The organism is Streptomyces incarnatus (genome assembly GCF_001027185.1).
GTDB classification, from domain to species: Bacteria; Actinomycetota; Actinomycetes; order Streptomycetales; family Streptomycetaceae; genus Streptomyces; species Streptomyces puniciscabiei.
Map to the genome: position 1 here is coordinate 5,004,344 of NZ_CP011497.1, position 23,646 is coordinate 5,027,989.

Annotated in this window: 17 protein-coding genes and 1 pseudogene; 12 read left to right on the top strand and 6 right to left on the bottom strand. The window is 72.4% G+C overall.

The window, feature by feature from the left end:
- The 3 genes from ABB07_RS22570 to ABB07_RS22580 form a co-directional block, all read left to right on the top strand.
- A partial coding sequence (locus ABB07_RS22570; protein ID WP_244189469.1) for an SUKH-4 family immunity protein occupies nt 1-1,115 on the top strand: 1,115 nt, incomplete at its 5' end.
- A 213-nt stretch (nt 1,116-1,328) separates the two neighbouring features.
- Nucleotides 1,329-1,646: an EthD family reductase gene (locus tag ABB07_RS22575; RefSeq protein ID WP_208900411.1), complete on the top strand. Its 318-nt coding sequence runs from the start codon at nt 1,329-1,331 to the stop codon at nt 1,644-1,646.
- A 149-nt stretch (nt 1,647-1,795) separates the two neighbouring features.
- A complete protein-coding gene (locus ABB07_RS22580; RefSeq protein ID WP_244189470.1) occupies nt 1,796-2,683 on the top strand; it encodes a DivIVA domain-containing protein in 888 nt (295 codons plus the stop codon).
- Between the two features lie 28 nt (nt 2,684-2,711).
- On the opposite strand, the gene ABB07_RS22585 is transcribed toward ABB07_RS22580, so the two are convergent.
- From ABB07_RS22585 to ABB07_RS22595, 3 genes are all read right to left on the bottom strand, one after another.
- Nucleotides 2,712-4,358 carry a sodium/solute symporter gene (locus tag ABB07_RS22585; RefSeq protein WP_208900412.1) on the bottom strand — a complete coding sequence of 549 codons (1,647 nt, stop codon included), beginning with the start codon at nt 4,356-4,358 and terminating at the stop codon, nt 2,712-2,714.
- On the bottom strand, nt 4,355-4,930 hold the full coding sequence (locus tag ABB07_RS22590) for a DUF485 domain-containing protein (protein ID WP_208900413.1): 576 nt from the start codon (nt 4,928-4,930) through the stop codon (nt 4,355-4,357). The genes ABB07_RS22585 and ABB07_RS22590 overlap by 4 nt, the downstream gene beginning before the upstream one ends.
- Nucleotides 4,931-5,135: 205 nt before the next feature.
- Nucleotides 5,136-6,641: an MFS transporter gene (locus ABB07_RS22595; RefSeq protein WP_208900414.1), complete on the bottom strand. Its 1,506-nt coding sequence runs from the start codon at nt 6,639-6,641 to the stop codon at nt 5,136-5,138.
- A gap of 409 nt (nt 6,642-7,050) precedes the next feature.
- Between ABB07_RS22595 and ABB07_RS22600 the strand changes: the two genes are divergently transcribed.
- The 5 genes and pseudogenes from ABB07_RS22600 (at nt 7,051) to ABB07_RS22620 (ending at nt 15,598) form a co-directional block, all read left to right on the top strand.
- Complete coding sequence (locus ABB07_RS22600; protein ID WP_055708163.1) at nt 7,051-7,839, top strand: ABC transporter ATP-binding protein; 789 nt, start codon at nt 7,051-7,053, stop codon at nt 7,837-7,839.
- A complete protein-coding gene (locus ABB07_RS22605; RefSeq protein WP_208900415.1) occupies nt 7,836-10,418 on the top strand; it encodes an ABC transporter permease in 2,583 nt (860 codons plus the stop codon). Before ABB07_RS22600 ends, ABB07_RS22605 begins: the two co-directional genes overlap by 4 nt.
- 295 nt (nt 10,419-10,713) lie before the next feature.
- Nucleotides 10,714-14,247 carry a transcription-repair coupling factor gene (mfd, locus tag ABB07_RS22610; RefSeq protein ID WP_208900416.1) on the top strand — a complete coding sequence of 1,178 codons (3,534 nt, stop codon included), beginning with the start codon at nt 10,714-10,716 and terminating at the stop codon, nt 14,245-14,247.
- Between the two features lie 249 nt (nt 14,248-14,496).
- Nucleotides 14,497-14,733 (top strand): annotated as a pseudogene (locus ABB07_RS22615) (hypothetical protein); the annotation flags it as partial.
- An 82-nt stretch (nt 14,734-14,815) separates the two neighbouring features.
- Complete coding sequence (locus ABB07_RS22620) at nt 14,816-15,598, top strand: HNH endonuclease family protein (RefSeq protein WP_208900417.1); 783 nt, start codon at nt 14,816-14,818, stop codon at nt 15,596-15,598.
- Between the two features lie 18 nt (nt 15,599-15,616).
- Here the strand turns inward: ABB07_RS22620 and ABB07_RS22625 are convergent, their stop codons facing one another.
- Entirely contained in the window at nt 15,617-16,243 is a 627-nt protein-coding gene (locus ABB07_RS22625) for a nucleotidyltransferase family protein (protein ID WP_208900418.1), read from the bottom strand.
- Nucleotides 16,244-16,327: 84 nt separating this feature from the next.
- Between ABB07_RS22625 and ABB07_RS22630 the strand changes: the two genes are divergently transcribed.
- Nucleotides 16,328-17,071 carry an N-acetyltransferase gene (locus ABB07_RS22630; protein WP_208900419.1) on the top strand — a complete coding sequence of 248 codons (744 nt, stop codon included), beginning with the start codon at nt 16,328-16,330 and terminating at the stop codon, nt 17,069-17,071.
- Nucleotides 17,072-17,096: 25 nt separating this feature from the next.
- Here the strand turns inward: ABB07_RS22630 and ABB07_RS22635 are convergent, their stop codons facing one another.
- Both ABB07_RS22635 and ABB07_RS22640 read right to left on the bottom strand, forming a co-directional pair.
- The gene (locus ABB07_RS22635) at nt 17,097-17,816 is read right to left on the bottom strand and encodes a hypothetical protein (RefSeq protein WP_208900420.1); all 720 of its coding nucleotides are present in this window, start codon (nt 17,814-17,816) and stop codon (nt 17,097-17,099) included.
- 203 nt (nt 17,817-18,019) lie between these two features.
- Nucleotides 18,020-18,721 (bottom strand): Rv1352/Rv1906c domain-containing protein, encoded by a 702-nt coding sequence (locus tag ABB07_RS22640; protein ID WP_208900421.1) that lies wholly within the window; start codon nt 18,719-18,721, stop codon nt 18,020-18,022.
- Between the two features lie 187 nt (nt 18,722-18,908).
- On the opposite strand from ABB07_RS22640, the gene ABB07_RS22645 reads away from it, so the two are divergent.
- The 3 genes from ABB07_RS22645 to ABB07_RS22655 all read left to right on the top strand — a co-directional run bounded on the left by ABB07_RS22645 (nt 18,909) and on the right by ABB07_RS22655 (nt 23,606).
- Nucleotides 18,909-21,242, top strand: coding sequence for an N-6 DNA methylase (locus ABB07_RS22645; RefSeq protein WP_208900422.1), 2,334 nt, complete (start codon nt 18,909-18,911; stop codon nt 21,240-21,242).
- 172 nt (nt 21,243-21,414) lie between these two features.
- The gene (locus ABB07_RS22650) at nt 21,415-22,074 is read left to right on the top strand and encodes a hypothetical protein (protein WP_208900423.1); all 660 of its coding nucleotides are present in this window, start codon (nt 21,415-21,417) and stop codon (nt 22,072-22,074) included.
- Nucleotides 22,075-22,112: 38 nt separating this feature from the next.
- On the top strand, nt 22,113-23,606 hold the full coding sequence (locus ABB07_RS22655; protein ID WP_279617429.1) for a serine/threonine-protein kinase: 1,494 nt from the start codon (nt 22,113-22,115) through the stop codon (nt 23,604-23,606).
- The last annotated feature ends 40 nt before the right edge of the window (nt 23,607-23,646 follow it).

The following is a 23,646-nucleotide window of genomic DNA, read 5'->3' on the forward strand; positions in this document are numbered from 1 at the left end:
CGCCCCCGCCGCCGCCCGCTCCGGGCGCGCTCGGTGCGCCGGGCGCCCCTGGCATGCCGCCGGGAGCTCCGGGGGCCCCGCAACCGGTGCCGCCGGGCGCGCCCGGGCAGCCGCCGGCGTACGGGTATCCGCAGCAGGGGCAGCCGACGGTGGGTCCGGGCTATCAGGCCGTGCTGCGCTATCGCGCTCAGGACGGCTCGGAGCAGCAGCTGATCCGGCGTTCGGCGCCGGGTACGCCGCATCCGGAGTGGCAGATCTTCCACGAGCTGCGGGCGATGAACGTGCCGCCGGACCAGGTGCTGGAGCTGCACACGGAGCTGGAGTCGTGTGCGCTGCCGGGTGCCTACTGCGCGCGGATGATCCGGGAGCAGTGGCCGCAGGCGCGGATCACGAGCATCGCGCCGTACGGCACGGATCACGCGAGCCGGCAGCAGGGCATGCAGCAACTGCTGGCGCACCAGGGCGAGTTGCACCAGGTGGCGGACGGGCCGGCGCGGCCCGCGCCGGTGCGGGCGCCGTTGCCGCCGGTGCAGGCCGCGCCGCCCGTCCCGCCGGAGGGCATCGCACAGGAGCTGGCGGCGGCGTTCGGGCCGGGGATCTTCCGGTTCGAGCAGCAGGCGGTGTCGCGGCAGGGTGTGCCGCCGATCGTGGCGCACACGCTGGTCGTGGCCGGACTGCCGGTGGACATGGGCCCGTTCTTCTGGGCGCAGGCCCAGCCGGGCCGGCCCGTGCCGACGCTGGCGGAACTGGCGGCCGAGCGCGGGGTGCAGCCGGCCTCGGACGCGGGCTCGTACCTCGTCATGGGCACCGACTTCGGCAAGGCGCTCTGTGTGCAGTACGGCACGGCGAACATCGTGGCGGTGCCGGTGGAGGCGGGGCCGGGCGGGGCCGCCGTGCCGCCGCAGTTCGTGAACACCGGGCTGCCGGAGTTCGCGCGCTGCCTGGCGCTGCTGGGCCGGATGTGGCGCCTGCGGTACGGGCTGAACCAGGAGCAGGCGGGCCGCTGGACGGTGGACTTCCAGGCGCAGCTGGCCGCGCTGGACCCGGCGGCGCTCGGTTCGCCGGAGAGCTGGTGGTCGGTGCTGCTGGAGCAGATGTGGGACGGCCTGCTGTAGGCGGCGCCGGCCGGAGGTGAGCGCATCATGCCCTGCACGCGCGCGTGGCGGGCATGATGCGCCGGTGGGCCGAGCCGTACGGCGGCGAGCTGGTCGTGTACGGCTACCGGACCGGGAACCGCGCACACCGCCTCCTGCCGTGCGGGCTGGAGTGTCGGTCGGCCGAACGGGTGGGCCGCCGCGGTTCTCGCGCGGCAGGGGGAGGGCGGTGCGATGACGGCCCGTTTCCTCGCCCTGTACGGGACCCCTGCCGACCCGGAGGCGTCGGCCCGTCACGACCGCGAGGCGCACTTCCCGTTCGGCCGGCGGCTGCCCGGTTCGGGCCTCCGAACGGTCGGCAGGAACCCGGCGCCGGTGCGCGGGGGTGCGCCGTACTGCCTGGTCGTGACGCCGGAGGGGGACCCGCCGGAGGAGCTGCGCGCGGCGTTCGACCCGCCGGAGGGGCGCGCGACGGCGGCGGACGCGGCGCGTCCGGCGGAGCTCGCGCCCGTTCGCAGCATGATCATCACCATGGAGGAGGACGTGGGGTAGCCGGCCCTGTCCGCCGCACCGATCACTGACTGCGCGGTTCGGGGCGTGACCTGAGCACGGAGTGTCGCGTTATGTACACTTATGCCCGATCCATCAAGATGTGCGCGAAATCGTCGTGTCGTGCATGTCCGGTGGAGAGGGGTTCCAGGGTGAGCAGCGCATCGATGTCGCCGCACGGCTTCGTGACCGGCCGGGGGCGCGGCTACCGCCCCGCTCAGGTCGACGCCTTCCTGGAGCGGTTGTCGTACGACCGCGACGCCGCGTGGGAACGGGCCGCGCGGCTGACCGTGCTCGCCAAGGAGATGGAGGCGGAGGCCCCGCGGATGCGCGAGGTCGTCGCCCAGCTCGCACCGCAGACCTACGAGTCGCTCGGGGAGGGCGCACGGCGGCTGTACCAGGTCGTGCTGGAGGAGGCCGCGGACCTCCGCGAGCGCACCCGGCGTGCCGCGCACGAGTGCGTCGCACAGGCCGAAGCACGCGCCGAGAGCGTACGCCGGGGGGCGCGGGAAGCGGCGGACGCGCTCTGCGCGGAGGCCGACGACCACGCCCGCCGGGTACTGGACGCCGCGCGCGCCGAGGCCGACGGCATCCGTGTCGGCGTCCGGCGCGAGGTGAGGCAGGAGCGCTCGGAGGCGCTCACCGCGCTGCGCGAGGCACGGCAGCGCACCACCGGCATGCTCGACCAGCAGGCCCGGCGGCACGCCGAGCGGTGGGCCGGGGCCGAGCGCGAGGAGGCGGAGCGGATCGCCGCACTGGACGCCCGGCACGCCGAGCAGGTGAGCCGGGCCGAGGCCGCGCTGTCCGACGCCGAGCGGGCCCTGGCGGAGGCCGAGGAGTACGCGCGCCGCAGCCAGGAAGAGGCACGCGCGCGTGCCGCCGAGATCATCGCCGACGCGCGCGTGCGGGAGGAACGCATCGCCCGGGAGACCGAAGAGGTGCTGCGCGAGCACGGCGAGACCTGGGACGACGTGCAGACGCACATGGACGACATGCGCAGCAGCCTGATCTCGCTGACCGGCGGAGCGGTCCTGGACTGACCCCCGGGCCACCGGCTCCCGCCCGCGCTCAACTCCCCTTCCGCACCGCCCCCGCCAGGATCCGCCCCTCCACCGCCTCGTACTGGTGCCGCTGCTGCTCCGCCTCGGTGCGGCCGGAGGCGATCGTGCCGAGCCAGCCGAAGAGGAAGCCGGCCGGGATGGAGACGATGCCGGTCGTGGTGAACGGGAACCAGTTGAAGTCGGCGTGCGGGAAGGCCGAGACGGGGGAGCCGGAGACCAGGTTGGTGCCCGGCATGAGCAGCAGCACGGTCAGGGTGCCCCCGATCAGCGTTGCCAGCAGCCCGGTGCGGGTGTAGCGGCGCCAGAACAGCCCGTACACCAGGGCGGGCGCTATGGCCGAGGCGCCCAGGCAGAAGGAGAGCGTCACCAGCGGCTGCAGGCTGTGGTGCTGCACCAGGGTGGAGAGCAGGATCGTCGGCACGCCTATGGCGAGCGCCGAGACGCGGGCGAGCGCCATCTCGCGAGGGGCCGGCATCTCCTGCACGCGGGCCGCGAACACGTCGTGGGCCAGGGAGTTGGCGCAGGCGAGGATCATCCCGGCGACCGAGGCGAGCAGGGTCAGGAAGATCGCCGTCGTCACCATGGTGAACAGGAAGGTCTCCGCCGTGGACACGTCCGCGCCGAACGCCGCCCGCGAGCTCAGCAGGTACGCGGTGTTGCCCTGCGGATCGGCCCCGGCGATCACCGCACGGCCGACCAGCGCCGTCGCGCCGAACCCGACCACCGTGATGACCAGCACGAACAGCGCCACGATCGACACCGCCCAGGACATCGAGCGGCGCACCTGGCGGGCGCTGGAGGCGGTGTACATGCGCATGGTGACGTGCGGCAGGACGCCGCCGCCGAGCACCACGGTCAGCTCCGAGGCGATCATGTCGAGGCGGGACCTGCCCGACGTGCCGAACTCCAGCCCGGAGTGCAGGAAGGCGGGCCCGGCGCCGCTCTGCCGGGAGGCCGCGGTGAACAGCGCGCCCGGGTCCCAGTCGAAGCGGCGCAGGATCAGCACGGCGACCACCGCGCCCGATCCGACCAGCATCACGATCTTCAGGATCTGGATGAGGGCGGTGCCCTTCATGCCGCCGATCGCCGCGTAAGCGATCATCAGGGCGCCCAGCCCGACGACGCACGCGGTCTTCAGGGACTCGTCGGTGAAGCCGAGGATGAACGCCATCAGCTGTCCGGTTCCGGCGAGTTGGACCAGCATCAGCGGCAGCAACGCGGCGATGGTCACCGCGCAGGCCGTGATGCGCACCCGGCGTCCCGGCAGCCGGCGGGCGAGCGCGTCGCCCATGGTGAACCGGCCGGCGTTGCGCAGCGGTTCGGCCAGCAGGAACATCAGCAGCATCAGCGACAGCGCGGTGCTCAGGGCGAGCACGACCCCGTCGTAGCCGCACAGGGCGATCACTCCGCCGGTGCCGAGGACGGTGGCCGCGGAGATGTAGTCCCCGGCGATGGCGAGGCCGTTGCGCAGCGGGGACAGGGAGCCGTAGCCGGTGTAGAACTCGTCGAGGTCGTCGCGGTCGGGGCCGGTCATCACGCACAGCAGCAGGGTCACCGTGGCGACGGTGGAGAAGGCGACCAGGGACATGGACTGGGCCGAGCCGCTGAAACCGGCGAAGCCCCCCACGGCCGGGGTGCCGGCGGCGCCGGTCATCGCAGTGCTCCTCGGCGGGCGTCCAGTTCGGCCTCCTTGCGGATGCGGTCCGCGAGCGGGTCGACGTGCCGGCGCGCGGTGTGCTCGTACAGGGCGATCGCCAGCCAGGTGACCGGGAGTTGGATCAGGGCGAGCAGCAGACCGGCGGGGATGCCGTCGGCGACCGTGCGCGTCATCACGCCGGGCGCGGACGCGGACAGCACGAGGAACAGCGTGAAGTAGCCCAGCGCGGTGAGCGTGGCCGTACGCCGCTGCCAGCGGTAGGCGCTGCGCAGCACCCGCAGGTCGCTGTGGTGGCCGAGGGGTTCGCGGGGCGGCCGGCGGTCCGGGCGGGGCGGCTGCGCGGGAGCGGGCTGCCAGGGGTAGGTGAGGTCGGGCGACGGACGGGGCGGGCCGTACGGCGGCCGAGGCGCGCCGTACGGCGCCCCCGGTGGGCGGTACTGCGGTGGCGGCGGGTCGTACTGCGGCTCCGGTGGGCGGTATTGCGGTTGGGGTGGGTCGTACTGCGGCTCTGGTGGGCGGTATTGCGGTTGGGGTGGGCGGTACGACGGGTGCGGCGGGTCGTAGGACATCCCGGGGCTCCTTGCGCGGCTCGGGTCCGTGGCGGCGGACCGCAGGGAGGTGGGGGGTGTGGAGCCACGCACGCTACTCGTGAGCCTTGGATCGCGCTGCGTTTTCACCGAACTGGCCGGTCGGTATGCGCTTACTGCACCGAGTTCCTGTTCCGCCTGGGCTGTTACCCGCGTTAACCGGGTGCGGCCGGTCCCGCGGGACCGCTCACTCCTCGCGCACCGGGAACCGCCGCGGCGCCACCAGCAGCAGCACCAGGAAGGCCAGCGCCGCCGCGGCCGCCGCGCCGAGGTACACCGCGTGCACCGCGTCGGCGATCGCGTGCCGGGTCGCCTCCGGGGCCGTACCGGCGTCCAACGCGCGCGTGACGGAGTCCAGGTCGCCCGCCCCCCCCAGCCGCGCGGCGAGCACCCCGTTGGCGACGGCGCCGAACAGCGAGGCGCCCACGGTCTGCCCGGTCTGCCGGCAGAACAGCACGGACGCGGTCGTGGTGCCCCGCTCCGACCAGCCCACCGTCGACTGCACCCCGACGATCAGCGGTAGCTGGAACAGCCCGAGCGCCGCGCCGAGCAGGAGCATCAGCAGCGTCGGCTGCCACCACGAGCCGGGGTAGGGCAGGAGGGGGAACGCGCACAGGATCAGCGCGGCCAGGCCGATGCCGAGCAGCGCGGTGTCCCGGAAGCCGATGCGGCGGTACACGTGCTGGCTGAGCGCCGCCGACACCGGCCAGCTGAGCGTCCACACCGACAGCACGAAACCGGCGGCCACGGGCGCGAGTCCGAGCACCGACTGCGCGTACGTCGGCAGGAACACGCTCGGCGCCACCATCAGCAGCCCCAGCGCGCCGAGCGCCAGATTGACGGCCGCGATCGTCCGGCGCCGCCACACCCACCCGGGGATGATCGGCTGCGCCGCCCGCCGCTCCACCACGACCACGACGGCCACCAGCGCAAGTCCCGTGCCGAACAGCGCCAGGGACGGCGCCGACAGCCACGGCCAGGCGACCCCGCCCTGCACCAGCGCGGTCAGCAGCACCCCGCCGCACGCGAACACCGCGAGCGCCCCGGCCCAGTCCACGCGCGCATGGGCCGCGTTCTCCGGCTTCTCCCGCTCCGGCTCGTGCAGATGACGGACGATCAGCCACAGCGCGGCCGCGCCGATCGGCAGGTTGATCAGGAAGATCCAGCGCCAGTCGGCGTACGCGGCGAGCATCCCGCCGAGGCCCGGCCCCGCCACCGCCGACACCGCCCACACGGTGGACAGCTTTGACTGGATCTTCGGCCGCTCCGCCAGCGGGTACAGATCGGCGGCGAGCGTCTGCACGGTGCCCTGCAACGCCCCGCCGCCCAGCCCCTGCACGACCCGGAAGGCGATCAGCGCCGCCATGTTCCAGGCGCCCGCGCACAGCAGCGAGCCCAGCAGGAACACGGCCGCGCCCGTCACCAGCACCGGCTTGCGGCCGAAGGTGTCGGACAGCTTGCCGTAGACGGGCAGCGTGACGGTCACGGCGAGCAGGTAGCCGGAGAAGAGCCAGGAGAAGACGGAGAACCCGCCGAGGTCGCCGACGATCTGCGGTACGGCCGTGGAGACGATGGTGGCGTCGAGCGCGGCCAGCGCCATCGCCAGCATCAGCGCGGCGACGACCGCGCCCCGGCGCCGGACGCCCTGCTCGTCGGCGGCGGCGCCGCGTATCGCGGGTTTCGTACTCCCCACCGGAAATCCCCTCCCGTGCCCCTTGCAGCTATCTCCGGTACGACAGCTTCCCATTGACCCTCACACGACGGGAGGGTGGAGGCTCGGCGCACCGAAGGGTGGAGACGACCCCGAGAAGGTCTCCGCCCGGGGGTGGAGCACCCCTAGGGGTACCTCCGTACTACGGCCCGGGGAGGGTTCGTCCCCCCGGAGGACGAGCGGGGCGGGGCCCGGTCCTTAACCTGGCTTTACGCCGCTGGGGGGCGGCAGGCCGCACCGGCGGGGTGGGGTTTTCCCCCGGCAAAGAGGGGGCTTCGCACCAGCGCGCGAGGGCCCCGCCGACCGCGAGACTCATCGACGTACCCAAGACCACGCCCTGGCACGCCGGGGCACCACGCACCGATTTGCCGACCGACATAGGAGACATACCGTGACATCGGCTGTGACCATTCCCAGGCACGGGGGCACTGGAGGGACTACGGCCGTTGCCGCGCGGGCGCGGCAGGTCGTGAAGGCGTACGGGTCCGGCGAGACCCGTGTCGTCGCCCTCGATCACGTCGACGTGGACATCGCGCGGGGCCAGTTCACCGCCATCATGGGCCCCTCGGGGTCCGGCAAGTCCACGCTCATGCACTGCCTCGCCGGCCTCGACACCGTCACCAGCGGCAAGATCTACCTGGACGAGACCGAGATCACCGGCCTGAAGGACAAGAAGCTCACCCAGCTGCGCCGGGACCGGATCGGCTTCATCTTCCAGGCGTTCAACCTGCTGCCGACCCTGAACGCCATCGAGAACATCACCCTCCCCATGGACATCGCGGGCCGCAAGCCGGACAAGGCCTGGCTGGACCGCGTGGTGGAGACCGTCGGGCTCGCCGGACGGCTCAAGCACCGGCCGACCCAGCTCTCCGGCGGCCAGCAGCAGCGCGTCGCCGTGGCCCGCGCCCTCGCCGCCCGCCCGGAGATCATCTTCGGGGACGAGCCGACCGGAAACCTCGACTCCCGCGCCGGCGCCGAGGTCCTCGGCTTCCTGCGCCGCTCGGTGGACGAACTCGGCCAGACCATCGTGATGGTCACCCACGACCCCGTCGCCGCCTCCTACGCCGACCGCGTGCTCTACCTCGCCGACGGCCGGATCGTCGACGAGATGTACCAGCCGACGGCCGATCAGGTCCTCGACCGCATGAAGGACTTCGACGCCCGGGGGCGTACGTCATGACCGTCCTGAAGACCTCGCTGCGCAACTTCCTCGCGCACAAGGGCCGCATGGCGCTCTCCGCGATCGCGGTCCTGCTGTCGGTGGCCTTCGTCAGCGGCACCCTGGTGTTCACCGACACCATGAACACCACCTTCGACAAGCTGTTCCAGGCCACGGCCCCGGACGTGACCGTCAGCGCGCAGGGCTCCTCCGACACCGGTGAGACCACCTCCCGCACCGGCAAGCCGCCGGTCATGCCGGCCTCCGTCGTCGGCCGGGTCCGGGGGGCCCAGGGCGTGGCGAAGGCCGAGGGCACGGTGTTCTCCACCTCGGTGACCGTCATCGACGCCAAGAAGGACAAGCTGTCGCCGACCAGCGGCGCGCCGACCATCGTCGGCAGCTGGAACGGCAACGACGCCCGCACCATGAAGATCACCTCCGGTACGGCGCCCCAGGGCCCGGACCAGGTCATGGTCGACGAGGACACCGCCACCAAGCACCACCTGAAGCTCGGTGACGACATCGGCGTCATCTCGGTCGTGGGCACGCACCACGCGCGCGTGTCGGGCATCGCCGCCTTCACGGTCACCAACCCCGGCGCGGCGATCTTCTACCTGGACCTGAAGACCGCCCAGCAGACGCTGGTCGGACGGACCGGTGTGTACACCGACGTCAACGTCACCGCCGCCCAGGGCGTGCCGAACGACCAGCTGAAGAAGAACGTCACGGCCGCCCTCGGCCACGGCTACAAGGTGCAGACCGCCAAGGAGGTCGCCGACGCCAACCAGAAGAGCGTCGAGAGCTTCCTGAACGTCATGAAGTACGCGATGCTCGGCTTCGCCGGGATCGCCTTCCTCGTCGGCATCTTCCTGATCATCAACACCTTCTCCATGCTGGTCGCCCAGCGCACCCGTGAGATCGGCCTGATGCGCGCCATCGGCTCCTCCCGCAGGCAGATCAACCGGTCCGTGCTGATCGAGGCGCTGCTGCTCGGCGTGATCGGCTCGGTGCTCGGCGTCGGCGCGGGCGTCGGCATCGCCGTCGGCCTGATGAAACTCATGGGCAAGATGGGCATGCACCTGTCCACCGACGACCTGACCATCGCCTGGACGACCCCCGCCCTCGGCCTGCTGCTCGGCGTCGTGGTCACCGTCCTGGCCGCCTATCTGCCCGCCCGGCGCGCCGGCAAGGTCTCCCCGATGGCCGCCCTGCGCGACGCCGGTGCCCCCGCCGACGCCAAGGCCGGCGCCGTCCGGGCCGTGATCGGCCTGGTCCTCACCGCCGGCGGCGGCTTCAGCCTGTACGTCGCCGCGACCGCCGACAAGGCCAAGGCCGGCTCGGGCTGGCTGGGCCTGGGCGTGGTGGCCACGCTGATCGGCTTCGTCGTCATCGGCCCGCTGCTGGCCGCCGGACTGGTCCGCGTGCTCGGCGCGGTCATGCTGCGGATCTTCGGCCCCGTGGGCCGGATGGCCGAGCGCAACGCGCTGCGCAACCCGCGCCGCACCGGCGCCACCGGCGCGGCCCTGATGATCGGCCTGGCCCTGGTGGCCTGCCTGTCGGTGGTGGGCTCCTCCATGGTGGCCTCGGCCACCGACCAGCTCGACAAGACCGTCGGCACCGACTTCATCATCCAGGCCGACAACGGCCAGCGTGTCGTACCGCAGGCGGTCCGGCTCATCAAGGACACCCCGGGGCTCGCGCGGGTCACCGAGTACCGGCCGACCCTGGCCGACTTCACCACGCCCGACGGCCGGACGCTCAAGGACACGGACATCACCGCGGCCGACCCGACCTACGCGACCGACCTGCGCAAGAAGACCGTCGCCGGGAACCTGAAGGACGCCTACCTGTCCGACTCGATGTCCGTCGACGAGAAGTTCGCCAAGGCCCACGGCATCCACCTCGGCTCGAAGATCACCGTCGCCTTCAAGGAGGGCGCCACCGCCCGCCTGACGGTCCGGGCGATCACCAGCAGCGACGACGTGATCGACCAGGGCGCCAAGTACACGTCGACCGCCACGCTCGCCAGGTACGTCCCCGCCGGGAAGATGCCGCTCGACCAGCTGGTCTTCGCCAGCGCGAAGGACGGCCGGCAGGCCGCCGCCTACAAGGCCCTGAAGTCGGCCCTGCACGACGACTACCCGCAGCTCACCGTGCGCGACCAGACCGACTACAAGAAGGCCCTGAAGGACCAGATCGGCCAGCTGCTCAACATGATCTACGGCCTGCTGGCCCTCGCGATCATCGTCGCGGTCCTCGGTGTGGTGAACACCCTGGCCCTGTCGGTGGTCGAGCGGACCCGGGAGATCGGCCTCATGCGGGCCATCGGCCTCTCCCGCCGCCAGCTGCGCCGCATGATCCGCCTGGAGTCCGTGGTGATCGCCGTCTTCGGCGCCCTCCTCGGGCTCGGCCTGGGCATGGGCTGGGGCGCGACCGCCCAGAAGCTCCTCGCCCTGCAGGGCCTGAAGATCCTTCAGATCCCCTGGCCGACGATCACCGCCGTCTTCATCGGCTCGGCCTTCGTGGGCCTGTTCGCCGCGCTGATCCCGGCGTTCCGGGCGGGCCGGATGAACGTACTGAACGCCATCGCGACGGACTAGCCGCGCAGGCTGGGCCGACAGGGGGGCACGACCACCGCATACGGGGGTTGCGGGGGAAAGACCCGGTGCCGGGGAGTCTTGAGGGACTTCCCGGCACCGGGTTTCTGCTTTTCGAGGTTCACCATTCAGCCGACAGTTTCGGGTGGGCGTGGGAAATCGGGGGTCCAGGGGGCGGAGCCCCCTGGTTGTCCACAGGCACCGACGGCAACGCCGACAGCGTCGTAGGCTGGACACCCCCGGCTGCCACCCGCACCGGGCTGCTTGCGTTGCCCACCTCCGGACGGAAACTGCCCCCATGAGCCTGCACGGTCTGCTCGACGCCGTCGTCAAGGACCCCGCCCTCGCGGAAGCGATCACCGCGGCCGCGGACGGCAACCGCATGCACATCGACCTCGTCGGCCCCCCGGCGGCCCGCCCCTTCACGGTCGCCGCCCTCGCCCGCGAGGCGGGCCGCCCGGTGCTCGCGGTCACGGCGACGGGCCGCGAGGCCGAGGACCTGGCGGCCGCCCTGCGCTCCCTGCTGCCCGCCGAGGGCGTCGTGGAGTACCCCTCCTGGGAGACCCTCCCGCACGAGCGGCTCAGCCCGCGCAGCGACACCGTCGGCCGCCGCCTCGCCGTCCTGCGCCGCCTCGCCCACCCCAGCGCCGACGACCCCGAGACCGGCCCTGTCTCCGTCGTCGTCGCCCCCGTACGGTCCGTGCTGCAGCCGCAGGTCAAGGGCCTCGGCGACCTGGAGCCGGTGTCCTTGAGGACCGGCCAGACCGCCGACCTGAACGACGTCGTGGAAGCCCTCGCGGCCGCCGCCTACGCGCGCGTGGAGCTCGTCGAGAAGCGCGGCGAGTTCGCCGTGCGCGGCGGCATCCTGGACGTGTTCCCGCCCACCGAGGAACACCCGCTGCGCATCGAGTTCTGGGGCGACGACGTCGAGGAGATCCGCTACTTCAAGGTCGCCGACCAGCGCTCCCTCGAAGTCGCCGAGCACGGCCTGTGGGCACCCCCGTGCCGCGAGCTGCTGCTCACCGACGACGTCCGGGCACGCGCGCGTGCTCTCGCCGAGGAGCACCCGGAGCTCGGCGAACTCCTGAACAAGATCGCCGAGGGCATCGCGGTCGAGGGCATGGAGTCCCTCGCCCCCGTCCTCGTCGACGACATGGAACTGCTCCTCGACGTCCTGCCCAAGGGCGCCATGGCCGTCGTCTGCGACCCGGAGCGGGTCCGCACCCGCGCCGCCGACCTCGTGGCCACCTCCCAGGAGTTCCTGCAGGCCTCCTGGGCGGCCACCGCCGGCGGCGGTGAGGCCCCGATCGACGTCGGCGCCGCCTCCCTGTGGTCCATCGCCGACGTCCGCGACCGCGCGCGCGAGCTGGACATGATGTGGTGGTCGGTGTCGCCCTTCGCGGCCGATCTCGAACTCGACGCGGACACCCTCAAGCTCGGCATGCACGCGCCCGAGACCTACCGCGGCGACACCGCGCGGGCCCTCGCCGACACCAAGGGCTGGCTCGCCGACGGCTGGCGCGCGGTCTTCGTCACCGAGGGCCACGGCCCGGCCGCCCGCACCGCGGAGGTGCTCGGCGGCGAGGGCATCGCCGCCCGTCTCGACGCCGACCTCGGCGAACTGAGCCCGTCGGTGGTGCACGTTGCCTGCGGCTCCATCGAGTACGGCTTCGTGGACCCGGCCCTCAAGCTCGCCGTGCTCACCGAGACCGACCTGTCCGGCCAGCGCGCCACCGGCCGCGAGGGCGCCCGCATGCCCGCCCGGCGCCGCAAGACCATCGACCCGCTCACCCTGGAGTCGGGCGACTACATCGTCCACGAACAGCACGGCGTCGGCCGCTACATCGAGATGGTGCAGCGCACCGTGCAGGGCGCCACCCGCGAGTACCTGGTCGTGGAGTACGCGCCCGCCAAGCGCGGCCAGCCCGGCGACCGCCTCTACATCCCGACCGACCAGCTGGAGCAGATCACCAAGTACGTCGGCGGCGAGGCCCCCACCCTGCACCGCCTCGGCGGCGCCGACTGGACGAAGACCAAGGCCCGCGCGAAGAAGGCCGTCAAGGAGATCGCCGCCGACCTGATCAAGCTCTACAGCGCCCGCATGGCCGCCCCCGGCCACACCTTCGGGGCCGACACGCCCTGGCAGCGCGAGCTGGAGGACGCCTTCCCCTACGCCGAGACCCCCGACCAGCTCACCACCATCGCCGAGGTCAAGGAGGACATGGAGAAGTCCGTCCCCATGGACCGCCTGATCTGCGGCGACGTCGGTTACGGCAAGACCGAGATCGCGGTGCGGGCCGCCTTCAAGGCCGTACAGGACGGCAAGCAGGTCGCGGTCCTGGTGCCGACGACCCTGCTGGTGCAGCAGCACTTCGGGACGTTCTCCGAGCGGTACGCGCAGTTCCCGGTCAGTGTGAAGGCGCTGTCCCGGTTCCAGACCGACACCGAGGCCAAGGCAGTCCTGGAGGGGCTGAGGGAGGGCGCGGTGGACGTCGTGATCGGCACCCACCGCCTGTTCTCCTCCGAGACGAAGTTCAAGGACCTGGGCCTGGTCATCGTCGACGAGGAGCAGCGCTTCGGCGTCGAGCACAAGGAGCAGCTGAAGAAGCTCCGCGCCAACGTCGACGTGCTGACCATGTCCGCCACCCCGATCCCGCGCACCCTGGAGATGGCGGTCACCGGCATCCGCGAGATGTCCACGATCACCACGCCCCCGGAGGAGCGCCACCCGGTGCTCACCTTCGTCGGGCCGTACGAGGAGCGGCAGATCGGCGCGGCCATCCGCCGTGAACTGCTGCGCGAGGGCCAGGTCTTCTACATCCACAACCGCGTCGAGTCCATCGACCGCGCGGCGGCGAGGCTCCGCGAGATCGTCCCCGAGGCGCGCATCGCCACCGCCCACGGCCAGATGTCGGAGTCGGCGCTGGAGCAGGTCGTCGTCGACTTCTGGGAGAAGAGGTTCGACGTCCTCGTCTCGACCACGATCGTCGAGTCCGGCATCGACATCTCCAACGCCAACACCCTCATCGTGGAGCGCGGCGACACCTTCGGCCTGTCCCAGCTGCACCAGCTGCGCGGCCGCGTCGGCCGCGGCCGCGAGCGCGGTTACGCCTACTTCCTGTACCCGCCGGAGAAGCCGCTGACGGAGACCGCGCACGAGCGCCTGGCCACCATCGCCCAGCACACCGAGATGGGCGCGGGCATGTACGTCGCCATGAAGGACCTGGAGATCCGCGGCGCCGGAAACCTCCTCGGCGGCGAGCAGTCCGGCCACATCGCGGGCGTCGGCTTCGACCTGTACGTCCGCATGGTCGGCGAGGCCGTCGCCGACTACCGGCGCCAGCTGGAGACCGGCGAGATCGAGGAGGAGGCGCCGCTCGAGGTCAAGATCGAGCTGCCCGTCGACGCCCACGTGCCGCACGACTACGCGCCCGGCGAGCGCCTGCGCCTCCAGGCCTACCGCGCCATCGCCTCCGCCAACTCCGAAGAGGACATCAAGGCCGTCCGCGAGGAACTCACCGACCGCTACGGCAAGCTGCCCGAACCGGTCGAGAACCTCCTGCTGGTGGCCGGCCTGCGCATGCTCGCGCGCGCGTGCGGCGTCGGCGAGATCGTCCTCCAGGGCACCAACATTCGCTTCGCACCGGTGGAGTTGCGCGAGTCCCAGGAACTGCGGGTCAAGCGCCTCTACCCCGGTACGGTCATCAAGCCGGCCGTCCACCAGGTGCTGGTCCCGCGCCCGAAGACCGCGAAGGTCGGCGGCAAGCCGCTGGTCGGCCGTGAACTGCTGGGCTGGGTCGGGGAGTTCCTCGCCTCGGTCCTGGGGTCGTAGGAACGGAGAGGCGGGACATCCCGGGTCGCGGGAGCCACGCGCCCCGGCGCCCCGTTGTGAGCGGGCTCACGCGCGTGCCGGCCGTGCTCCCCTCGTACGGCACCGGCATGCCTCAACCCGAGCAGCGGCCGCCCGAGAATATCGCTTTCGTCCCCGTCTGGAGTGGGCCTCGCGGCAGTTACCGTAAAGGACGGAACGATTCCGCCCGAGTCCGACGGGCGGACCCGGGTGAGTGAGGGGGGACGCACCGTGGCGCGTCTGAGGGGTGGGGCGGTCACCGCCGCGGTCGTGCTGGCCGCGGTGGCCGGCTGCACCACGGACCGGACCAAGGGGACCTCCGGGCCCGAGCGGAGCGGCGGCGACGGCGCGGTCCTGACCGCCGTCGACTCACTGACCGTCAAGGGCCGCGCCCCGAAGACCGGCTATGCACGAGCCCGGTTCGGCACCGCCTGGGCGGACACCGACGTCAACTCCTGCGACACCCGCGTCATCTCTGTGCTGCGCGGCGTGATCGCGGGGCTTTCGCAGCTCATTCGAGGGGTGGTGCGCTGTGCGTACTGAGAGGCACATGAGGCACGGGGTCGGGGGCCGGCGTGCTGCGCTGGCGTCCGCAGTGGTGGCCACCGGAATCCTGCTCGCCGGCTGCAAGGGCGTTGCTCCGCCTGCGGACGGCGGACCCTCCGGTTCCGCCGTCTCGACCGCCGACAACGGCCGGGCCGTGAATCCGCTGGACAATCCGGACGGTACGAAGCCGGGACTGGCGGCGATCACGTCCACCGCGGACATGGCGAAGGCGCGGTCGTTGATCGAAAAAGTGGCGACGAAGGGACGCGGACCGAAGACGGGGTATGAGAGGGACAAGTTCGGCTATGCCTGGATGGACTCGGCTCCGGGCGGCATCCCCTTCGCTCACAACGGCTGTGACTCGCGAAACGACCTCTTGAAACGCGATGGCGAGCGTGTCCGCTTCCGGGCCGGATCCGACTGCGTCGTCACCTCCATGACGCTGCACGATCCGTACACCGGTAAGACCATCGAGTGGATCAAATCCCACGCCACGACGGTGCAGATAGACCACGTCATGCCGCTCTCGTACGACTGGCAGATGGGTGCGTCCCGCTGGACCAAGGGCAAGCGGGAGGACATCGCCAACGACCCTCTCAACCTGATTCCCGTGGACGGCCCCACCAACGGAGCAAAGAGCGACTCGGGTCCCGCGACCTGGCTGCCCCCGAACAAGCAGATCCGCTGCTCCTACGTGGTGCGCTTCGCCCAGGTGTCGTTGAAGTACGACCTTCCGGTGACGGTCGCGGACAAGCGGATGATGCTGACGCAGTGCGGCGGCCGATAGAGGCGGACGCAGTCGGCATCAGCCGCCGGCCGAGAAATCCGTGGTATTCGCGGACGGCCACTCCAGGACGGTCAGCTCGGGCCATTGCTCGCGCCACCGTGCCGCCTTGGCCTCGTACACCGACCTCGGCGCGAGCACCGGGTTCGGCCGGACGACGAGGTTGAACACGTCCGACAGCCCATGAGGCGCATACACACGCCACGTGCCGTCGGCCTCCGTACGCACCCCTAGACAGCAGGTCGTCGCGGCGAAACTGTCGATCGCCGCCTCGGTGGACTCGTACGGCCGACACGCCACTCCGAACTTGTCCTGGTACCAGAGGTGCACCCGCGCCTCGTTCCGGATCTCAACCTCTGCGGGCAGACCGGAGAAAACCCCCCGCCCGGCCTTGATCACGGCGTCCTCCGCCTCCCAGGACAGATCGCCGGCGTCGAAGTAGAAGACGTCGTAGTCCTTGATGCCGCTGGTCGGCGGCCTGCCCGTGGCCACGTTCCATACGGTCTGGAACAGGCACCCGGCCGTCACGTACCACCCGGGCAGACTCAACGTCGCAGCGCGCGCCAGTACCTCCGTCAACACCTCGTTCCGGGACAACGTCTCACGCAGGCGGTCAAGTTGCTCGTCAAGGGGGAGGCGGCTGATCACGAGCCCTGCCTACCACAACATGGTCTGCGGCACGGGCCCCCGAATGCGGATGCGTCGCTGCCGGGCCGCCGTCAGGATGGCGGGATGGACGTCAAGGTGAGCAGCATCGCCGAGCGGCCCGACCGGCTGCCGGCGTTGTTCGAGATGGCCGACACATGGCCCGAGTTCGTGACCAACGACCCGGTGGGCACCGCCCATTACGGCCGTATCCCCGCCGAACTGCCGCAGTACGCGCTGTTCGCCGAGGACGAGCGCGGCCGGATCGTCGCCCACGCCTTCAGCGTCCCCTTCGCCCTGGGCATCGACGGCCGGCGCACCCTGCCCGCCCGCGGCTGGGACCAGATCCTGCTGTGGGCCTTCGCCGACCTGCGCCGGGGCACCCGCCCCGACACGGTGAGCGCCGTCTCGGTCACCATCGCCCCGCACGCCCAGGGCCACGGCCTGTCCGCCGTCATGCTCTCGGCGATGCGCGACAACGCCCGCGCGCTCGGCTTCCGCGAGGTCGTCGCCCCCGTCCGCCCCAGCGCCAAGCACCGCGAACCGCACACCCCGATCGCCGAGTACGCGCGCCGGGTGCGCCCCGACGGCCTGCCCGAGGACCCGTGGCTGCGCGTCCACGCGCGTGCCGGGGCCACCGTCGACTCCCTCGCCCCGGCCTCCATGACGGTCGGCGCCTCGCTGGAGGAGTGGCGCCGCTGGACCGGGCTGCCGTTCGACACCGCGACCGACGTCGAGGTGCCCGGCGCACTGGTCCCCGTCCGCTGCGAACCGGAGCGCGGATACGCCGTCTACGTCGAGCCCAACGTGTGGATGCGGCACCCGCTGTGAGCGGGTGCCGCGTCTTCTCGGCCGGTCAGGCGCTCTTCAGACCCTTCAGGGCGCCGAGGATCTCGGTCGTCACCTTCTTCGCGGACGCCGCGCCGTTGTCGCCGCCCGCCGTGGACAGCACGGTGACGACGGAGTTCCCGGAACGGGCCGCGATCAGCGTCTGACCGTTCTGCCAGTGACCGCTCGTCAGCGTCATCGTGTAGGCCTCGTCCCCGAGCCCGGCCGCGGACTTGCCGGTGACCTTCACCTGGGCGTGGTCGTCGGTGTTCGTGTACGTGGCGCACTCGGCCGCCACGGTCCGCAGGTCCTTCATCACGGTGGCCGCCGTGGTGCCCTGGAAGACGTCGATCTCCTGGGCCACGAGCTCGGTCTGGTCCTTGTTCGCGTAGTCGTTCTGCGCGAACGACACGCCTCCCTTGTAGCCGCTCACCTGGATCCAGGACGTGGTCTCCAGCCGCGTGCAGTCCGGCTTCCCGGCCTTCCGGCTGGACGGGGAGAGGAACTGGCCGCCGCTGTCGGAGGAACCGTCGGCCTCCAGGGCGAGCCCGGACGGGACGGCCGACGCGGGCGCCAGTGCCTTCTTCAACTGCGTACCGGTGGCGAGACCGGCGTTCAGGTCCTTCACCTTGGCCGGCTTGGCACTCGCGGCCCCGCCGTCCGAGGAGGAACCGGACGAGCAGGCGGTGAGGGCCAGGGGGAGCGCCGCGACGGCGAGCAGCGTGGCGACACGGGGGGTGAGGCGCATGACGATCCTTCAAAGGGTGGGTGTGACAGGGATGTGTGTACGGCTTGCCGTACGGCGTCCGCAACCGGTCCGGCTGCGCGGGGTCGGACCCGGGCAGCCGGAGCCGGGAGGACAGGTTCGGTGAGCGGTTGGTGTCAGGTGAGCGGTGGGCGTGAGGTGAGCGGTGGGCGTGAGGTGAGCGGTGGCGGGACGGGTCGGCCGGGTCAGGCCGTCTTCTTCCAGGCGCCGCAGCCGGTGGTCTTGAAGTAGGCGTCGCCCGGGCTGACCGTGACGACGGCCGTGCCGGTCACGTTGTCGTTGGCGATGATCGAGTCCAGCCCGTGCTCGGCGTCCTTGGCGCGCTCCCAGTAGCAGGAGTCGTCGCCGTTGCCGGTCGACTTGTAGGTGCCCGGCGCGATGTCCGTGCCGACCTTGTACATGCCGCCGTCGCCGTCCATCGAGGAGACGGGCGTGCCCTTCGCCTTGGGATCGACGGCCTCCCAGTCCTTGCAGCCGCTGGACTTGAAGATCTTGTCGGTGGGCTTGACGGTGACGTAGCTCGTGCCGGTGACGTTGTCGTTGGCCAGCAGCGAGCCGGACTCGCCCTTGGCGTCCTTGGCGCGCTCCCAGTAGCACATGTCGTCGGTGTTGCCGGTCGTGCGGTACGTGCCCGGCTTCACGTCCGAGCCGACCTGGTACTCGCCGTCTCCGGCGATGACCGCCTGCTTCTTCCCGGCCGCCTGCCCGTCCCCCGACCCCTTCTTGACCTTGGTGCCGCCGGGCGTGTGCTCGGCCGCGGCGGAAGAGCCCTTGCCGGTGCCGCCAAAACCGCCGTCCTTGCCGTTGCTGCCGGCGTGCGCCGACACGGCGGCGATGACGACGACCCCCACGACGGCACTCAGCGAGAGCTTGGCCTTCATGCCCATGGCGAATCCCTCCCCACAGCGGCGGCCTCCCCCTCCGGTGGCCGCTCGTTCGCTGGGTCAATAAGAGCAGAGCTTGTGAACCGAGTCAACACGGTTCACGGAAGCCGGTATGTACACGCCGTGAATGCATGGATCTTGTGTACGCCGGTATGCTCGGCGCACACACGGGACGAGGGGAGCGGGGCCGGTGCAGGACAACGCGACAGAGGTGACCGCGGCCGGGATCGCGCGGCTCGCCGGAGTGGGCCGGGCCGCCGTCAGCAACTGGCGCCGTCGGCACGCCGATTTCCCCAAGCCGGTCGGCGGCACCGAGACCAGCCCGTCCTTCGCGCTCGCCGAGGTCGAGGCCTGGCTGCGCAAGCAGGGCAAACTCGCCGAAGTCCCGCTGCGGGAACGCGTCTGGCAGCAACTCGTCGGACATCCCGAGGGCCCGCTGACCGCCCTGGTGCACGCCGGCTGCGCGCTGCTGCTGATCCACGAACGCCCCACCGTCTGGCTCGACGCGAGCGCCGGCTCCGACGCGCGCCTGGCCGCGATGCTGCCGGGCGCGCTGGAGCAGGTGCTGACAGCTCGTTTCGGCAGCGTGCGGGGGCGGCCCCGGCGCGGCGGGCGGGGTGCGGGAGCGGGAGCAGGGGTGGGAGCAGGGGCGGGGGCGGCTGTGAACGCGTCCGGGGGGCCGGAGAGTGTGAACACCGCGCGGACCGGGCCCGGTGTGAACGCGGGCCCTGGGACATCCGGTGTGAACGCGGATTCGGCGGCGCCTGCCGTGAACGCCGCCACGGAGGCGCCCGCTGTGAACGCGGCACGCACGCCCCCCGCCGTGAACTCCGCAACGACCGAGCAGCCTGTGAACACCCCGCCAACCGTTCACACAGCCGCCCCAGTTCACGGCATCCCCGCCCTCCAAACCCCCACCGGCCCCCAACTCCTCCCCTCCGTCCCGCTCCTGCGCGGCGTGGCCGAGCTGGCCGCCGAGACCGGGGCGCGGCAGGCCTTCGAGTTCCTGCTGGGCCGGCACCTGGACGCCAACCCCCGCCAGTACACGCTCACCCCGGCCGAACTCGCCGGACTCATGGCCGACCTCGCCGGTCCCGCCCGTACCGTCCTGGACCCCGCCTGCGGCACCGGCGCCCTGCTGCGCGCGGTCGACCCCCGCCCCGAGCAGGAGCTGTATGCCCAGGACGCCGCGCCCGACCTGGCCGCGCTGACCGCGCTGCGGCTCGCGCTGCACTCCCGGGCCGGCGTGCGCGGCGCCGTCGGCGACACCCTGCGCGCCGACGCCCACCCGGAGCTGCGCGCGGAGGCCGTGCTGTGCCATCCGCCGTTCAACGAGCGCAACTGGGGCCACGACGAACTCGCCTACGACCCCCGCTGGGAGTACGGCTTCCCGGCCCGTACCGAGTCCGAACTGGCCTGGGTGCAGCACGCGTTGGCCCGGCTGGCCGACGGCGGCCGTGCCGTGCTGCTCATGCCGCCGGCCGCGGCCTCCCGCCGTTCCGGGCGCCGGATCCGTGCCGACCTGCTGCGCCGGGGCGCGCTCCGGGCGGTGATCGCGCTGCCGGTCGGGGCGGCGCCGCCGTACAACATCCCGCTGCACGTGTGGGTGCTGCGCCGGCCCGACCGGACGCCGGCGGCGCCCGAGGTGCTGCTCGTGGACACCGGGAGGTTCGCCGGGGAGGGCCGCGGCGGTCCGGACTGGCCGGCGGTCCGCGAGGCCGTCCTGGACGCCTGGCGTGCCTTCGAGCGCGCGGGGCGGCCGGCGGAGCGGCCGGGGCTCGCCCGCTGCGTGCCGGTCATCGAACTGCTCGACGACGACGTCGACCTCGCCCCCGCCCGCCATCTGCCGCCGGCGGCCGTGGCCGACGGCGCGGAGCAGCTCACGGCGGTGCGCGAGCGCCTTGGTGCGACCCTGCGCCTGACCGCCGAGCTCACTCCGCCGCCCGCGGCGCCCGCGCCGGGCGCGCGCTGGCCGCTCACCACCATCGGTGAACTCGCGCGCGGGGGTGCGCTGATGATGCGCACCGGCGGAAACGGCGGCCACGTGCGCGTGCCCGTGCTCACCGACCACGACGTCCTCGCCGGCACGGCGCCCTCCGGATCGCTGCCGGAGAGCGAGGACGAGGCGGTGCTGACCGAGCCGGGCGACGTCGTCGTACCGGTCCTCGGCGGCGGCTCGGTGGCGCGTGTGATCGATGACACGACGGGCGGCGCCGCCCTGGGGCGCAACCTCGTGCTGCTGCGCCCCGATCGCACGGCGCTCGACCCGTGGTTCCTCGCCGGGTTCCTGCGCGGCACCGCGAACAACCGGCAGGCCAGCAGCTACGCCTCCACCGCGACCCGGCTGGACGTGCGCCGGCTGCAGTTGCCCCGGCTCCCGCTGGACGAGCAACGGCGCTACGGCGCGCGCTTCCGCGCACTCGACGAGTTCGAGCGGGCGCTGCGGCACGCGAGCCGGCTCGGGGAACAGCTCGTGCGCGGGATGTACGACGGCCTCACCGACGGCACGGTGACGCCCGGCTGATCGCCGGTGTGGGCAGGACAACGGTTCGGTACAACCGGGAGGCTTGTCCGTGTCCTTGTCCGTGTCGGGTCATATGCTCGAAGCGACAATCGGACGACCGGCGTGGCCGCCCCGCGGCGCGCGCCGGGCGGCCACGCACGCCCGCATCAGGCACCAGGCATCAGGAGCAGTCATGCAAGCCCACGGCTACGGACAGCCGGTGAAGCAGCCGCCGCACACCGCAGTGCTGGTTCTGCTGCGTGTGCTGTTCGTGGCGATCGGGTTCCTCAGCATCGGCCTGTTCGCCTGGGTGATGCTGCTGCGGCTGGCGATCGTCACGCGGCGGGCGCTGAACTGGTGCCTGTTCGGCGCCGGGGTGATCATCAACTTCCTCAGCCTGGCACTGGTGGGCAGCGAGCCCGGCGACGACGTGCACACCCCGCTCGGCTACTTCGGCATGTTCATGCTGCTCGGCGGCCTGGTGGCCACGATGGCGTACTACCTCGCCGCGGAGATACGCCACTACGGGCGGTGGCAGGAGGCGTACGCGGCGCAGGGCGGGTACGCCTATCGGGGCCCGGTGAACCCGTACACGGCGGCGACCGTACCCGCCGCGCCGGCCATGCCGTTCGGCCGGACCGGCCGCGACACGCCCTTCCCGCCGGCCCCGGTCGCCCCGCAGACCCCGCCCCCGATGCCGCACGCGCCCGTGCCCCAGCCGCCGCTGACCACCCCGCCGCCGCAGCGCCCGGCGCCCAGCCACATCGACCAGGTGCGCGCCGAACTGGACGAGCTGAGCGACTACCTGCGCAAGCACGACGGCCGGCCCGACGGCCATGAGAGCGGAAGGTGAGCGTGGCGACAGGACGTGTCGTCGCCGGCCGGTACGAACTGTCCACGCTCATCGGACAGGGCGGCATGGGCCAGGTGTGGACGGCGTACGACCGGCGGCTCGACCGGCGCGTGGCGGTGAAGCTGCTGCGCCCCGACAAGGTGGCGGGCCAGGAGGCGGACGAGCTGCGCCGCCGGTTCCTGCGCGAGTGCCGGGTGACCGCGCAGGTGGACCACCCCGGTCTGGTGACGGTGCACGACGCGGGCAGCGAGGGCGAGGAGCTGTTCCTCGTCATGCAGTACGTCGACGGCGCCGACCTGTCGGACCATCTCGCCGAGCACGACCCGTACCCGTGGCAGTGGGCGGTCGCGGTGGCCGCGCAACTGTGCGCCGTGCTGAGCGCCGTGCACGCCGTGCCGATCGTGCACCGCGACCTCAAGCCGCGCAACGTGATGGTGAAGCAGGACGGCACGGTCACCGTGCTCGACCTCGGCGTGGCGTCCGTCATGGACAGCGACACCACGCGCCTCACCCACACCGGCTCCCCGATCGGCTCGCCCGCCTACATGGCGCCGGAGCAGGCGATGGGCGGCGCGGTCGGCCCGTACACCGACCTGTACGCGCTCGGCGTGCTGATGCACGAACTGCTCAGCGGGGACGTGCCGTTCGCGGGCTCCACGGCGCTCGGGGTGCTGCACCGGCACCTGTACGAGCCCCCGCTGCCCGTGCGCCGGATCCGCCCCGAGGTGCCCGAGGCGCTGGAGACGCTCGTGCTGCGGCTGCTCGCCAAGGACCCGCAGCACCGGCCGGGCTCCGCGCAGGAGGTGTACGAGGACCTGGCGGCACTCCTGCCCGCGCGCGGGACCCCGACCGGGGCGCCCTTGGACCCCACGCGCCCCTTCCTGCGCCCGCACGCCCCCTGGCCGGACCGCGCGCGGACCCCCGCGCCCCAGCCCGCGCCCGTCGCGCCGGCGCCGCCGGTGGCCGAGAAGCCCGACGTCGCCGCGGCCGTGGACGAGGTCAAGCGGCTGCTGGGGGAGGGCCGCATCACCCAGGCCGTGGACATCCTGGGCGCGATCCTGCCCGCCGCCGCCGAGCAGCACGGCGAGCACTCCCCGGTCGTGCGCACCCTGCGCAAGCAGTACGCGGCCACGCTCATGGACGACGGACAGTACCGGCGCGCGCTGCCGGAATTGCGCCGCCTCGCCGACGAACGCGCCGCCGAGGCCGGCCAGGCCGACCCGCAGTCCCTGCGCTACCGCTACGAGGCCGCGCAGTGCCTGGAGCAGCTGGGCCAGCCGACCGCCGCGCTCGCCGAGTACCGGGCGCTGCTGCCGTACTACGAGAACCAGTACGTTTCCGGCGACCCGCAGCTCGCCCACGACGTCCGCCGGCGCATCGGCCATCTGCTGCTCGCCCTCGGCGACCGGCCGTCGGCGCACGACACCCTCGCCCGGCTGCTGATGGACGTGGAGCGGCTGCACGGCCCCGGCTACCCGATGGCCCTGGAGATCCGGCGCACCCTGCAATGGCTGGGGCAGGTGCGGGGCTAGCGGCGGCACTTGGTACCTTGCGCTTCGCTTTTACGGGCGA